This is a genomic window from Oceanospirillum sp., assembly GCF_048265165.1.
Classification (GTDB): Bacteria; Pseudomonadota; Gammaproteobacteria; order Pseudomonadales; family Halomonadaceae; genus Oceanospirillum.
This window is the reverse complement of record NZ_JBLXCD010000003.1, coordinates 1-14,280: the sequence shown is the minus strand read 5'-3', so window position 1 is coordinate 14,280 and position 14,280 is coordinate 1. Positions and strand designations below refer to the sequence as shown.

Here is a 14,280-nt window from a genome sequence, read left to right as displayed (position 1 = left end):
GTCTAACTCCCCGAAGGAAGATGCCCCACCTTAACCAGAATCAGAGTATCTTCATAGACGAAGGGGTTATGCTGGCTCAGGTGTGGACTACGCAGCCAGCTGCCTGCCGGATATCTGGCATATTCATCTTGAAAGGTGCCGGATATCACCAGAATTTCCTCACCACCAAAATGTCGGTGGGGCTGGAAGCGTTCAGCGGCAGGCCATTTCACCAGGGCGGTATGCTGACCTTCAAAGTCATGCAATGGCATCACCTGTAAACCACCGATACCTTGTCGCCAGGGCTGTTCTACCGTCTGGATACGTACCTGCTCCAGATCTTTCGGATCGAACTGATTCAGCTTCACAAAAATCCTGCAGCCCTCTTTGCTGAAAGGGGCATGCCGACTGCCCGGCGGGTTACGGAGATAACTGCCCGCAGGATAATCGCCATTTTCATCGGAAAAGATGCCTTCCAGAACAAAAATCTCTTCACCCAGCGGGTGCCGGTGCTCACTGAAGCTGGTGCCCGGCGCGTACTCAACAATACTGGTGGTGTGTCCGGCTTCACGCTGTGCCCGCTCTAATGGTTTGCGGCGCACACCTTTAGCCGGGCTGGGTAGCCAAGCCATCTCAGCGGTGTTAATGGTAAGGCGCTGGCTGAAATCCATATTCAGGTTTTCCGGTAGCACTGAGGTTTCTGCTGTTTTTTCAATATTTTCAGGGGGCATACCAAACCTATATCATTAAAGCCATAGTGAATGGATTATACGTGATTTTTTACAGGAGAGATTGCAGAGCTGAAGGTTTATACCTAGGCGATCGTCAAGAAGCAAAAAACCTGCGCTGGCACCAAAAGTTAAACCACCTCTCCGGCGACCCACCCCGAGCTCCATGCCCACTGGAAGTTAAAGCCACCCAGGTGGCCGGAGACATCCACCACTTCACCAATAAAGTAGAGGCCGGGGGCTTTTTTCGCTTCCATGGTTTTGGAAGAAAGTTCGTCGGTATCGATGCCGCCCAGGGTCACCTCTGCCGTGCGGTAGCCTTCGGTGCCGGATATTTTCGGCTGCCAGCGATGCACCTTGTTGGCGATCTCTTCGATTTTGGCGTTGCTCAGTTCACTTATGGTGGTGTTATCAAACCAGTGTTCACACAGAGCTTTTGCCAGGCGTGCAGGTAAATGTTCACCAAGGATTGTCTTCAGCTCTGCTTTAGGGCGGCTCTGACGCAGCTCTTTCAGGTGTTCGTTTAGATCAAGCCCCGGAATCAGATCGACCTCAAGGGTATCGCCGGACTGCCAGTAGGAGGAGATCTGCAGCACGGCGGGGCCACTCAGCCCCCGATGCGTAAAGAGCAGGCTGCCGTTAAAGCTCATACCTTCCCGGGGTTTGCCCTTATCATTTCTGCTGCCTTTGGCGGGTTCACAGTTCAGCATCGCAGGCGTGCTGAGACCGGACAGGGGCTCAGTCAGCTCTTTTTCTTCCGGTTGCAGAGTAAAAGGCACCAGAGCTGCGCAGCGGGGCAGTACTGTCAGACCAAACTGTTCAGCGACCTGATAACCAAAGCCTGAAGCTCCCATGGTGGGCATAGAAAGGCCACCGGAAGCGATAACCAGTGACTGGCAGTGCAGCGTTTCTTTCAGCCCGTTCTGCTCCACGGTCAGTTGATAACGGTAAGGCGCTGTGGTATCCGGCAGAGGGGTGATCTGCTGAACGTCTGTTTTCAGACGAAGTCGGGCACCGGCATCTGAGACTTCCTGTAGCATCATATCCAGAATCGCCTTGGATTTATTATCTGAGAAAAGCTGGCCCTCTTCCTTTTCGTGATAGGGCAGGCCATGCTTATCCACCAGAGCGATAAAGTCCCATTGGGTATAGCGGCTCAGGGCTGATTTGCAGAAATGAGGGTTGCGGGACAGGTAGCGGTTTGGTTCAACATAATAATTTGTGAAGTTACAGCGACCTCCACCGGATACCATAATCTTGTTGCCGGCTTTACGGGCATGGTCGAGTATCAGTACATCACGTTGGCGCTGTCCGGCGCTGATGGCACACATCAGACCGGCCGCACCGGCTCCAATAATAATCACATCGTGCTGTTGATATTTTGGCTGTTGTTGCATTGCTCGCTACCCCATTTTGCAGAGGGCGAACTCTATTGAAATGCCGGTGCGCTGTAAAGCGGGAGAAGGGTATTTTACCGTCACTCCTGATTCGGTAACGGGTAATGCTGGCGATAGCTTTCCGCTAGTTCATTGAGGCGGAACAGATCGGTCAGATTGTTCACTTCAGTGACGGCCATCAGACAGCGAACGCCTTCCAGCAGATCATTACTATGCCATTGCTGCAGTGCTTTGAATTCTTCTTCTGTCATGTGGGCTTCCTGCTCAGAATGTTATGTGAGTAACTATTCCATATAAATATGATGGTTAAACCGGACTTTACGCCGGGCTATAGCGGGATGCAACAGAAACAAAGTATGGCCATTAATTGGCCATAGATACGGGGTGTTTCTATATCGAGGTGTTTCTATATCGGTGCATCATGGATCGCAGTTGTCTTTATGCCATGTGATGCTTTCCGTTGCTGTTTCAGGTGGGTAGCGGCAAGGGCGTAGCCACCATCAGCACCATCGACAAAATGGAAATGGTCTGTACCATGCTGAAATACCAGACAGGTTAACAGTGCTGCCTCTGATGTGCTGATACCGTAGTGGAGCACCCCCGCGCTTTGCTGTGCCTTTAGCCAGTTTTCCAGTTGTTCTCGTTGTTGTGGCGTGCCTGCCATTACCATGCGCAGCATATTATCGAATTTACGGTGATCTGAGTGGCGGATCATATCTTCTTTATAACCACCCCAGTTATAGCCCTTAATAACGATATTACTGGCCATCATGATACGGGCCATGATAGCAATAAATCGGATTTTTAAGGCGTAACCCAGTTTGTAGAGTCGGCTTTTTCCAGCACTATAGAGTAGCGTTTCCGTGCGTAGCTTCTCATTGGAGAAGGTTATCTGCATCCGGTTGGCCTGTAACGGGTGATGCTGATCACGGTCGCCATATATTTCAATGATTTTACTCAGTGTATCCTGATACAGCCGACTTTGCTGATCCAGAGTTTCACATTGGCTTTCCACCAGCAGAGAAACTGTCTCCTCCCGGGGGCTGGGAATGCGATCCCATCGACATTGCAGGCCGGAGAAATCAGCTTCAGCAGGAGTGGATTCCGGGATGGCATATTTCTCGGGATCTTTTTTCAGCCAAATTTCTGCTTCGGTCATGCCGCTACCGGCAAATGCGGCCTGAAAGGCATGCTGGCTGACCTGCATCTTACTGATCAGCAATTCATGACCAGCGGCTCGCAGGTCGGATACGGCGACAAAGCCCGTGCGCAGCTCAAGGTTGTAAGCTTCAGTAGAGACTTTCTGAGTCCCCTTGAGGGCAGCCAGAGCGGCATTCAAATAACAGGGAGGGATGCAAAAGGAGGCCCCGTCACCGCCAAAGACATAGGGAATATGCTCACGGCTTTGAGCTGCCGGAACCGATGTTGCCGTATCTCCAATAGATTCCACTGACCCCGGCACTTCACAGGTAGCCGATATCACCTGTTCGCAGGCATTCAATACCGCAATAATACAACTGGCACCCAGAGTGTTCACATCCTGGTAGCGGTTATTCAGAATGGCACCGGTAGAGTTCACCACATCGGCTACCAGCACATACCAGTTATCAGGTACTGGCTGATAGGCATCAAGGTTCAGCAGCAGAGAAAAGTCGGTAACAGCTGGCAAGTCCCGGTAAAACGTGGTGTTTGGGTTTTCAGCGGTACTTTTGGTGTCGTGTTCCGGCATTATTCCCTTCTCTCTTGAGTTCGCTCAGTATGACACTGACTATACGCTACACTCGGCATAATGGTTTCGTTTAAATGCTTCTTTTACCCGCTTGTTATTTAAATTACTGCAGAGCAGAAGAGTCAGTTTACTGAAGGCGGTTTCACAGGTCATATCATAACCACTGATAATACCGGCGTCGCTCAGAGCCGATCCTGCGGCATAGCTCATGCTAACGGAGCCTTCAGGGCATTGACTGCGATTGACAATAATAACGCCGCGGTCGGTGGCCGTTTTAAATGCATCCAGTAATGGCTGATTCAGATCCGGTGCATTACCGCTGCCGTAACTTTCCAGAATAACGCCTTTAACGGGTTCTGCCAGCAGGCTTTCGATCTGCTCTGCCTGAATGCCAGGCCAAAGTTTCAGTATGACCACCTGGGGAATATCATTTATCGCGTCAGTGCTGATCTGCGGGAAGTTGGTGTCCGGTGTGGGTTTCAGCTCTGCAGTCATTTGAGCAGAAGCCGACCAGTTCAGTTTGCCTTCTGAGCAAGTACCTAAAGCAGGCAGGTTGATGCAGTCAAACCCCTGTGGTGAGTAGGTGCTGATCTTACTGGTGCGGTTTCCCTGTAAAATTTTGCCGCCAAACACGATGACTCCAGCATTGTGCGCCATCGGCTGATTGATCAGACTGCTCGCCACCAGCAGAGAGGCTTCCACATTGCTCAGGGCATCGCTGGCTTCTTTCTCCAGTGGGTATTGAGACCCTGTGACAATACAGGGAAGATTCTGTGGTAGCAGAAAGCTCAGGGCAGAGGAGGTATAAGCCAGTGTATCCGTGCCGTGCAAAATGATAAACGCCTGATAGCGCTTGGAATGGTGACGGATCAAACGGTTCAGGTCTAACCAATCCCTAGGCGTTGCGTTTGAGCTGTCGATCAGCTGGGGTAGCGTCAGAAGATCAAAGGCGGGCAGTGTCCGACGCCGTTTTTCCGGTAGAGTTTGCAATTGATTAAGCAGCCGCTCAGCCATATTGCCACCGGGTATCAGGCCCTTGTCGCTGTCCACCATTCCGATGGTGCCACCGGTATAAATCAGGGCGATGGTATTGTGAGTGCCTTCAGTGGAGGCCGCTGAGGTGATGGATACAGGGTCAACCGCTGTGACTGTCGCTGTGACGGGAGGAGTCGGTTCCGTTGTCGGCATTGGAGGGTCACCTCAAAAGGTTTAAGTCCGAAAATAAAGGTTGAGAGATCTCCCTGGCTTCAGATGAATACTTCCTGTAGCAGGGCCCGGATCGACCCAGGGTTCAGGTCATAAATCCGACAGGGTATAATCTAACTGTGTTAAGGTGAAAAGTGTAATAAAAACAGCGCTTTTAATGGGTTACAGGCATAGATCAGGGTGTGATGCCCTATAAGGCTGATACCCTATGTGTACAGGGAGACAATGACGTGTCTTTATATACCGTAAAAGCGATTCCTCAGGCACTGAAAGCGCGTTAAGTAATCTTTATGATAATGGATGACAGGGCCGCCTTTCTGATTCGGCTCTGCAGCTATTTGGATGACCAGAACCACGAGAAACAACCGGAACTGATAACCCCATGGTGCGTATTGAAACAGCCTCTACTGATAGTCTGATACTCTATTTTGCCGCGCGGCCCAGTGCTCAGCTTAGTGCCCGCATCGCCCAGGCCTGCGAAAAGATTCGGGGACTGACCGGTATAACCGATTTGATTCCGGCTTATACGACGGTTCTGCTCACCTTTGATCTGCTGCAGACGGATGCGGCAAAGCTCAGATTCGAGCTTGATGCGCTGCTGGAGCCCCTGACGGAACATTGGGCGAATAACCCCTCGGAAGCCATCAGAGCAGGCCAGCAGATTTCGATTCCCGTTTACTATCACCCAGAGGTGGCACCGGACCTGGAAGCACTGGCACAGAGCAAAGGCTTAACACCCGACGAGGTCATTCAGCGACATAGCCGTAAAGCTTATCGGGTCGCCGCCATCGGATTTGCTCCCGGATTTGCCTATCTGGGGGATGTCGATGAGTCCATTCAGGCTCCCCGTCATGCCACTCCACGCCTTAGTGTTGCCAAAGGCTCCGTTGCGATTGCCGGTACGCAAACGGCGGTATATCCGCTGGAATCCCCAGGCGGTTGGAATATTATTGGCCGAACACCCCAGGCGATGATCGACCGTTCCCTGCCGGATCTGACACCCTTGGCTCAGGGGGATTCGGTACGCTTTGAACCCATCAGCCGGGAGCAGTTTCTGGCACTGGGTGGTGTCCTTGATGAAGATCCTGATGCTGTGCCTGATCAAAAAATGCAGCCAGATGCGGCTCAGGCCAAAAGCCGTGATAAAAGCGCTGATCTTAGCTCAGGCCTGAAAGCGGGCTTTACCGTGATTCATCCAGGGTTGATGTCCCAGTTACAGGATGCCGGGCGTATCGGTTTTCAGTATGTTGGTCTGACCACCGGCGGGCCTCTGGATGAACATGCTTTTCTCTGGGGTAACCACCTGCTGAAAAACCCCTGGAATGCTCCGGCCGTGGAGGTCAGCTTTGGTGGTCTCAAACTGCAGGCCCAGGTGGATACTCTGATCGCGGTCACCGGAGCAGATCTCGCACCGACTTTGAATGGTCAGTCCGTGGCGAACTGGCAGGTGATTCCTGTGCGAGCAGGTGATCGGCTGGAATTTGGCTACCCCCGTTCCGGCACGCGGGCTTATCTGGCGGTGAAGGGCGGCTTTCAGGTTAAGCCGTGTTTTGGCAGTGTCGCTACGGTTCAGCGAGAGCAGATGGGAGGGCTGACCGGAGAGGGCAAACTGCTGAGCTTTGGTGATTGTCTGCCTTGTACTGAGCAGGAGCATCGCAAAGATCCTCAGCTGCAAAAACTGATCGGTAAGCGGGTCAGTAACAACTACCTGCCGGATTATTCCGAAACTCTGGTGCTGCGGGTGATTGCCGGTTATCAGTATAACCTGTTCCCGGCGGAGCAGTTGGAGCGCTTCTTCAGTGAGACCTATCAGATTTCACCGGACAGTGACCGTATGGGAGTGCGCCTGCAGGGGGCTCCTATTAAAGCGCTGCAGCCAGATATCATCTCTGAAGGTATTGCACTTGGGGCGATTCAGGTGCCACCGGATGGTCAGCCCATCGTGTTGATGCGTGACCGTCAGACCATTGGTGGCTACCCCAAGCTAGGCTGCGTTTATCCACCGGATACCGGCCAGTTGGCCCAGCGCCATCCTAATACCAAGGTGCGCTTTGAACCCATGTCATGCCATGGGGCGCAGCAGGATCTGATGCGCTTTTATCGATACTTCCGTAAGGCTTAAAAGATGATGGCAGAACCTGCTGCTGGCCCGCTTACAGATCCAGCGCTGGCTGGGCTAATTCATGGCCATAGGCCTGATTCAGCAGGTGCTCCATCGCTTTCAGGTCTAGTTCTACCTGGTACTCTTTGCCATTAACCAGCTCAAGAGAGCAGGAAAGCTCATCTTCGGCAGTGATCTGCAGAATATGGTCCGCATGAATCAGGTGGTGGATCACATCATTGCCAAGAGTGATCGGCAGGCGTAAAAAAGGGTTTCGGCTGGAGCGACGCATAAGAGCACCTGTTTGACGATACTGAGTTTCATGGGTGACCCGGCAGACATTTAAAATGTTATATTGTAACACTTTGGGATTACACCATTTATCGGCAGCCCGGCTGTCTTGCAGGAGTTCCTCTTGAGCCTAACACAGACACCATCCTCTAACGCTACGGGTGATAAAAAATTCAGAAAAATGATTCCTACTCACCTGATTACCGGCTTTTTAGGGGTAGGTAAAACCACTGCTATTCGTAACCTGCTGGCGCAGAAGCCGGAACATGAACAGTGGGTGGTTATCGTGAATGAGTTTGGCCAGATTGGCATCGATCAAGCGGCCTATCCGGAAACCAGCTCAGGGACAGAAAGCAGTAATGGTGGCCTTAAGGTTCAGGAGTTACCTGGCGGTTGTATCTGCTGCAGTCTGGGCGTTGTGCTCTCGGCAACGCTGGTGAAGCTGATTCGGTTGTACAAGCCGGATCGTCTGATTATCGAACCGACCGGTATTGGTCATCCGGCTGGCATTATTGACACCTTAACCAGTGAGACCTTTGCCCCGGTACTGGACCTTCGGGCCGTGATCTGTTTGGTTGACCCACGGGCGATTGAAGATCGCCGGGTGCAGGAAAATGAGATCTTTCAGGATCAGCTCAGTCTGTCGGATATTCTGGTACTGAATAAAACCGATCTGGCGACGGAAGAGCAAACCGCCCGTTTTGAACAGGCTGCTCTGGGTATGTTTCCACCGAAACAGCTTGTGGTGCGGGCCCAACAAGGGCAAATCGACCTTGACCTGTTAGCCCTCAGTCGTGACGGCGTGTTTTATCAGCAGGAATTGACCGGCCATCATAACCACGACCACGACCACGACCACGACCACGACCACGACCATCATCATGGGCACCACCATCATCACCAACCGACCGGAACGACACCGGATACCTTTGCTGCCGACGCCCTGCAAAAAGTCCAACCGGGGCAACCGGTTCAGTTATCGGGTGAAGGTGCAGGGGTTTATACCATCGGTTGGCTGTTCCACCCACAGGATAAGTTTGATGAAGCCAAACTGGTCAGCTGGATGGACGCCATCCCCAACCTGCTGCGCCTGAAAGCCGTGTACCGGGTGCGTGATCAGTGGCAGTTCTATAACCGGGTTGGCAGCGAATCCGACCGCTTCCCCATCGCCTACCGACGGGATTCACGTTTTGAACTGATCAGCCCGCAACCGTTTGAAGAAGTCGACGCGTTAGAAGCGGGGTTAAAGGCGTGTCTTAAAGGCGGGGATTAAGCGGTATTGGTGCGCTGGCGTGTCTCTGATCTGACACCGTCCCAAAATGGACTTTTAGCCATAAACCGCCCTTCATGTGATATTTGTCCTTGCATGGTTAAATATACAGTATATTTTTGATTTTGCAGAAAAACGTGCTCGGTTTGTCCGACTTAATGCGCGGTTTACCGGTGCGAAGAAATTGGATAATCTGTAAATTCAATGAATTATAGGAACGGGCGCGGCAATAACAGGCGCACGGTTATTGGCGTATATGCGCATGCGCGTTTAGCAGGGAAGCGCTTGGATCATAAGATGGATTTTTCCTTTCTAATCAGAGTCTTTCCTCAATTTTTGGCGGTATATTGAAATCGGCAAAACGCGCATGCCTATGATTAAAATGTTATACGAATATTCGCGGCACCCAGCTGCAAGGAAAATGATGAATAGAACTATTCCGATTGAAAGAAATATTTTAGTGGTAGTTCCTGAGGCCTACACTAATACTAAGAAGGGGGCCTTCTTTGAGAAATTGTGTGCCGATATATTAAAGAAGCAGTCATATGAAATTTTAAATGTAGAAATACGAAAGACAGGGATGGAAATTGACATTCAGGCAAAACATACACCATCTGGAAAAACGGTATATGTTGAATGCAAGTTCTATAACTCTAAAAATATCGATGCGGGTATTGTTGATTTGTGTTTTGCCCAAGCTACTAGGGCAAAAATAGATAGAATAGCGTTGTTTTCTACTGCAAATTTGGGGAAAGATGCTCAAGGAGCTTATGAAACATATCGTGAAATGGATGGTTGCGATTATTCATTTTATGGAAAGCAAGAGATATTGGATGCATTAAAGGTTTCAGGAAAAGTAAATGACTATGAGTCTCTGGACCTGGACGCGAATATAACTCACGCTACTCTTCTTGTTCATCCAGAGCTGTCTTTTACTTGGCTATTCCAAGAAATGAATGAAGGTATTACTAGTAGAGTTCTTGCCTTCAATGGCAATAATATTGTTAATTGCAAAGAAATTCGTACGATTCTTGACACTCAAAATATTTTTGAAAACATTCCTATTTTTCCATTTTCCACGAATGTAGAAAAAGATAAAAAACCTGTTGTCCAAGTTCAAAGAGAGGTGGTGAGCGGCATCATCGTCGCCGATGATATTATGGACCCAAAACCATGTAAGCCATCAGATTTTGTAGGACGTGATGCTATTCAAAAAGACATTTGGGACTTTCTTGACTCGGTCAATAATCAGAAAACTGACACAAGGTTAATGTCTATAATTGGGGCGTCTGGTAACGGAAAATCATCTCTAGTTGCATGCTTATCTGAACGATTTAGAAATATAAAGTGGAAAAATAAATACTATCTATATCCTGTTGATGTTCGATCAGCAAGAGGAGCAAGATTTGTTGCAGAGACAATAGTTAAAGCTTTTGAAAGTGCAATTTCAGATGATTTCATCGAATTTAGTGGTGATTTTAAAGTAGAGAATATTGAAGATATAACATCTGGCGTAAGTTTTTCTCAATGTACGAACTACCTGAAAGACAATGGAAAGGTTCTGGTTCTTTTCTTTGATCAATTTGAAGAAGTTTTCATGAAGGAAGAGCTTTTTGGTCTTTTTAGAGCATTTGAAAGATTCGCTATTGATGTTTCATCAGAAAAAATGAATTTTGTTGTAGGGTTTTCCTGGCGAAGTGGGATTACGCTTGGCGAGGAAAATCCAGCATACTCAATGTGGAGTAAATTGAAGGATAGGAGGGTCGATAAAAAGCTAGACATATTTACAATCAAAGACTCTTCAAAATTGATAGCTAGTTATGAAAAAAGCATCGGTATTAAATTAAATAAATCGCTTCGAACTAGGGTAATGCAGCAGTCACAAGGTTTTCCTTGGCTTCTAAAAAAACTATGTATGCATATCTTTAATAAAATTAACAACAAAGTATCGCAAGAGGAGTTGTTAATTACACAGTTACAGATTAAATCCCTGTTTGATGAGGACTTGGAAAGGCCAGATAGGGAAGTAGACTGCTTGAGATTTGTTGCCAATAATTCACCAATTGACCATTATCAAGTAACAAAGGAATTTGGCCAGCAAACGGTTTACAACTTAATTACGGATAGGCTTGTAATCAAAACGGGAGAGAAGATATCTGTATATTGGGATGTTTTCAGAGACTATTTGATTACCGATGAAGCGCCGGTTATCCCATGGTCGTATATGCCCGCAGCTAGCGTGAAAATGGCAGTTACGATATACAGGATTATTGTTGATAAAAGGAAGTTGAATTTTGAACAGCTTCTAAAAATCACTAATTATAAAAAGGGAACTCTTACTAATATTGTCATGGATTTACAATCTTTTTCATTAATAAAGAAGGAAAGTGACGGAAATTTTTCACCTATTAATAGCAATGAAAAACCTGAGGACATTATAAGGGCTCATCTGAGCGGTCATATAATATATTTGAATTTACATTCCAGTGCAGGTGGTAAAGGAAAAATAATTGTTACAAGTGAGGAGTATGCTCAAGCTTTGAATGTTGTGTATTCAAATGAAAGAGGTGATACGCCAAAGGGCTATTCTTCAAAGTTTTTAAATTGGCTTCTTTTTTCTGGTCTATTAAGTAAAAGCACTAATGGAATGGCAGTTTACCCAATTTCAGAATTCTCACCAGATTATGGTGTACTAGGAACGAAAAGCTACTTATTCTTAGCTGCTACGTCGCCTTCTAAAAGTTTAGAGCTGATTGCATTATTAATTGATAATGGTTCAGTGAGCCTTATAAAACAAAATGAAAAAAAGATGAGGAACTCTGTGATGGACCTTGTTTCCTTGGGAATCTGTAAAAGACAAGAAGACTCAAGCGTGATTTTTACTAAGAACATTGATTTATCCTTAGGCGCAAATGAAATTTTAGCGCAAGCACTTTTAAACTCCGACACAGTTAACTTGGCTCGTGAAATAAGTGAAACAAAGCCAGATGATAGGGGCGGGATGGCACTTAGGTTAAAGGACGCTTTGGGTAAAACTTGGAAGGATACATCCAGCAAAAGGTATTTGAATGGCTTGCTAAAGTATCTTGAGTTTTTAGACTCGTATAACAAAGCATTGCAGCGGACAAGCCGCTGAATGCGGCGTTATGTTTCATAAGGAGTCAGAGTGAGACGATTATCTGCAATATTAATATTATTATGTATCGCATATTTTATTGGCGGCTGGATAGCTGTCCATTTTGGTATTTTTGATAAGGAAGTTTATTTCTCATATGCAGGCATTGTAGGTGGTTTGGCGTCAGTAGTAGGGTTGTTTGCTTTTACAAAGCCTGCTTTAACCAAGACTGATCTTCAAGAAATAGAAATGGATTCACTTAGGTCTATTGCTAAGACAACCGAGGAACTAAGTAATTTAGAAGAGACTAGAGAAAAAACTAAAGAAGAGCTAGGTGATTTAGCCGTTCAAAAGAAAGAAATGGAACTATTAGTTAAGAAGGCTAGCTTAGCTCTATTTCTTAAAGAGCAATATTCTCATCACGAAAAAAAGATAATGGAAGAAATATCCACTAACGCTCAATTAAGTGAAAATATTGAAAAACTAAAGGAAGTGTCTCAAAAACTAGAAGCTCTTAATGAAGAAATAGACTCCGATCCAAATGTAAGCCAACTTAAAGAAATACTAAATACAGCAAGCCGTAAAGAACCAACACTAGACGATGCAATTGAAGAGATGCCTCCTTTCACAAAAATTCTTTTTATTGCAATTCGAGAGTTGGGTTTAGCAATGGCAAATCTAACCCGTGCAATCAAATGAAAAATAACAAGCTAATAAACAAGGACAAAAAACAGTTGGCTTTTGCTCCTTCGTCGCTGATTTTAGCCAACTATTTTATTGCCTGTTATTAGGGCGTTACATTTTTAAGGGAGTATCGAGTGAACTTCGATTACATATATAAGTTTCATACAGTTACTGATAATTCCAAAAACGCCTTACTCAACAGAAAAATATGGCTTTCTACGCAGGACTCATTGAATGATCCATTTGAAGGTGTAACAAAAACCATCTACCCAAGTGATCGAGAAGCACTCATCACAAAATGTGTAAATTACATGATAGAAATGTTATGTGATGAGAAAAATCTAGAAAAGAGCCATGTTAAGGATATTGTTCTTCAGAGATACCTTGAAAATCCCGAGGCCTTCCTTGAAACAGTCGTTGAGCAAGCTCAGAAAGAGCATAAATCAGCAATAGAGCACACAAGAAATTTGGGCATATATTCAACGTCTGCTGATATTCCAAATGATGAACGTTCTCATATAGCTAATATGATTATGTGGTCTCTATATGCGGATGGTTTCAAAGGATTCTGTATAAAATATAATGCCAAAGAGCTTTATAGATCACTCAGAGAGTTAAACGCTGCAGATACATTCTCATATACAAAAGTTAATTATGTAACAAGGCCTCATGAAATCGATCTGTTTTCGCTAGTACACAAAGGTAACTTTGAGTACCTAAAAGCATTACAGTGCAAGCATGATCAATGGGGGCATGAATGTGAATGCAGAATATTATGCACAACTACAGGCTTAAAAGAAATCTCGCAAAAATCCATAGAAGCCATATATTTTGGCGATAAAATACCTGATCAAAATGAAATCGATCTCATTGAAATAATGCAGCAGTCTTTTCCAAGCACTCCAATTTTTCGGGTAAAGTTGGATGACCAAAGCTATGGGATTAGAGTCGGAAAGAAAATGTAACAAGTCAATCAAGAGGGACGCCTACGGCGCCCCTTATTGAGGCGTTCAGGCTGTAGAAAAACCTCCCGAACTATGATCTGATCGGGTTTTGAAACGCAGGAGGCGGTGATGGCTCGATTCAAGCACTACGACTACAACCAAACGTCGATGGTGGTGATCAATTACCTGGATCAGTTGCAGCCCGGTACTTTTAGCATGCCCTGCATTACCTCGTTTCTGAAAAGCTGGATCTGTCCGCGTTTCACCAGCCTTATAAGAATGATAGCGAAGGCCGCCCAGCCTACGATCCAGCCATTTTGCTGAAAATCATCTTGTTTGCTTATTCTAAAGGCATCACCTCCAGCCGTGAGATCCAGTGGTGTTGCGAAACCAACATCATCTTTAAAGCCCTATCTTGCGATACTGTCCCGCACTTTAGCACCCTTGCTCATTTTGTTAGCAGCCGGCCCCAAGCCATTGAAGATCTGTTTGAACAGGTGCTGTTGATCTGTGATCAGCAGGGACTTTTAGGCCATGAACTCTTTGCCATTGATGGCTGTAAAATGCGCTCCAATGCGGCCAAAGAATGGTCAGGCACCTTTAAAGAGCTGGAACAGAAGCGCCAGAAACTCAAACGCCTGATCCGCCATCACCTGAGTGAACATCAGGACAAAGACCGCTGGGAAAGTGAAGAAGAACTGGATCGGGATATCCGCAAAGCCAAAACAATACTCACGTTAGATAAAGCAGCCAAGAAGGTGGATCACTTCTTACAGAAAAGCCAACCTAGGATAGGGCAGGGTAAGAGTCGCAAGGAAGTAAAGAGTAACATTACC

13 protein-coding genes are annotated in these 14,280 nt (G+C 46.8%); 7 read left to right on the top strand and 6 right to left on the bottom strand.

Features of this window, described 5'->3' with window-relative positions:
- Positions 1–2 precede the first annotated feature (2 nt).
- From ACN0R8_RS07065 to ACN0R8_RS07045, 5 genes are all read right to left on the bottom strand, one after another.
- A complete protein-coding gene (locus ACN0R8_RS07065) occupies positions 3–710 on the bottom strand; it encodes a cupin domain-containing protein (RefSeq protein ID WP_417596387.1) in 708 nt (235 codons plus the stop codon).
- Between the two features lie 128 nt (positions 711–838).
- On the bottom strand, positions 839–2,104 hold the full coding sequence (locus ACN0R8_RS07060; protein WP_417596386.1) for an NAD(P)/FAD-dependent oxidoreductase: 1,266 nt from the start codon (positions 2,102–2,104) through the stop codon (positions 839–841).
- A gap of 80 nt (positions 2,105–2,184) precedes the next feature.
- Positions 2,185–2,355 carry a hypothetical protein gene (locus ACN0R8_RS07055; RefSeq protein WP_417596385.1) on the bottom strand — a complete coding sequence of 57 codons (171 nt, stop codon included), beginning with the start codon at positions 2,353–2,355 and terminating at the stop codon, positions 2,185–2,187.
- 155 nt (positions 2,356–2,510) lie between these two features.
- Positions 2,511–3,833 carry a DUF3095 domain-containing protein gene (locus ACN0R8_RS07050; RefSeq protein WP_417596384.1) on the bottom strand — a complete coding sequence of 441 codons (1,323 nt, stop codon included), beginning with the start codon at positions 3,831–3,833 and terminating at the stop codon, positions 2,511–2,513.
- Positions 3,834–3,872: 39 nt separating this feature from the next.
- On the bottom strand, positions 3,873–5,021 hold the full coding sequence (locus ACN0R8_RS07045; RefSeq protein WP_417596383.1) for an asparaginase: 1,149 nt from the start codon (positions 5,019–5,021) through the stop codon (positions 3,873–3,875).
- Positions 5,022–5,421: 400 nt separating this feature from the next.
- Between ACN0R8_RS07045 and pxpB the strand changes: the two genes are divergently transcribed.
- On the top strand, positions 5,422–7,161 hold the full coding sequence (pxpB, locus tag ACN0R8_RS07040; RefSeq protein WP_417596382.1) for a 5-oxoprolinase subunit PxpB: 1,740 nt from the start codon (positions 5,422–5,424) through the stop codon (positions 7,159–7,161).
- A 31-nt stretch (positions 7,162–7,192) separates the two neighbouring features.
- Here the strand turns inward: pxpB and ACN0R8_RS07035 are convergent, their stop codons facing one another.
- Entirely contained in the window at positions 7,193–7,432 is a 240-nt protein-coding gene (locus ACN0R8_RS07035; protein WP_417596381.1) for a hypothetical protein, read from the bottom strand.
- 123 nt (positions 7,433–7,555) lie between these two features.
- Between ACN0R8_RS07035 and ACN0R8_RS07030 the strand changes: the two genes are divergently transcribed.
- The 6 genes from ACN0R8_RS07030 to ACN0R8_RS07005 all read left to right on the top strand — a co-directional run.
- Positions 7,556–8,704, top strand: coding sequence for a CobW family GTP-binding protein (locus ACN0R8_RS07030; protein WP_417596380.1), 1,149 nt, complete (start codon positions 7,556–7,558; stop codon positions 8,702–8,704).
- Between the two features lie 421 nt (positions 8,705–9,125).
- A complete protein-coding gene (locus ACN0R8_RS07025; protein ID WP_417596379.1) occupies positions 9,126–11,837 on the top strand; it encodes a restriction endonuclease in 2,712 nt (903 codons plus the stop codon).
- A gap of 30 nt (positions 11,838–11,867) precedes the next feature.
- Positions 11,868–12,515 carry a hypothetical protein gene (locus ACN0R8_RS07020; RefSeq protein ID WP_417596378.1) on the top strand — a complete coding sequence of 216 codons (648 nt, stop codon included), beginning with the start codon at positions 11,868–11,870 and terminating at the stop codon, positions 12,513–12,515.
- A gap of 119 nt (positions 12,516–12,634) precedes the next feature.
- Positions 12,635–13,465: a DUF2971 domain-containing protein gene (locus ACN0R8_RS07015; RefSeq protein WP_417596377.1), complete on the top strand. Its 831-nt coding sequence runs from the start codon at positions 12,635–12,637 to the stop codon at positions 13,463–13,465.
- Positions 13,466–13,573: 108 nt separating this feature from the next.
- A complete protein-coding gene (locus tag ACN0R8_RS07010; protein WP_417596376.1) occupies positions 13,574–13,768 on the top strand; it encodes a hypothetical protein in 195 nt (64 codons plus the stop codon).
- 8 nt (positions 13,769–13,776) lie between these two features.
- The coding region (locus ACN0R8_RS07005) for a transposase (protein WP_417596375.1) at positions 13,777–14,280 on the top strand (504 nt) is incomplete at its 3' end.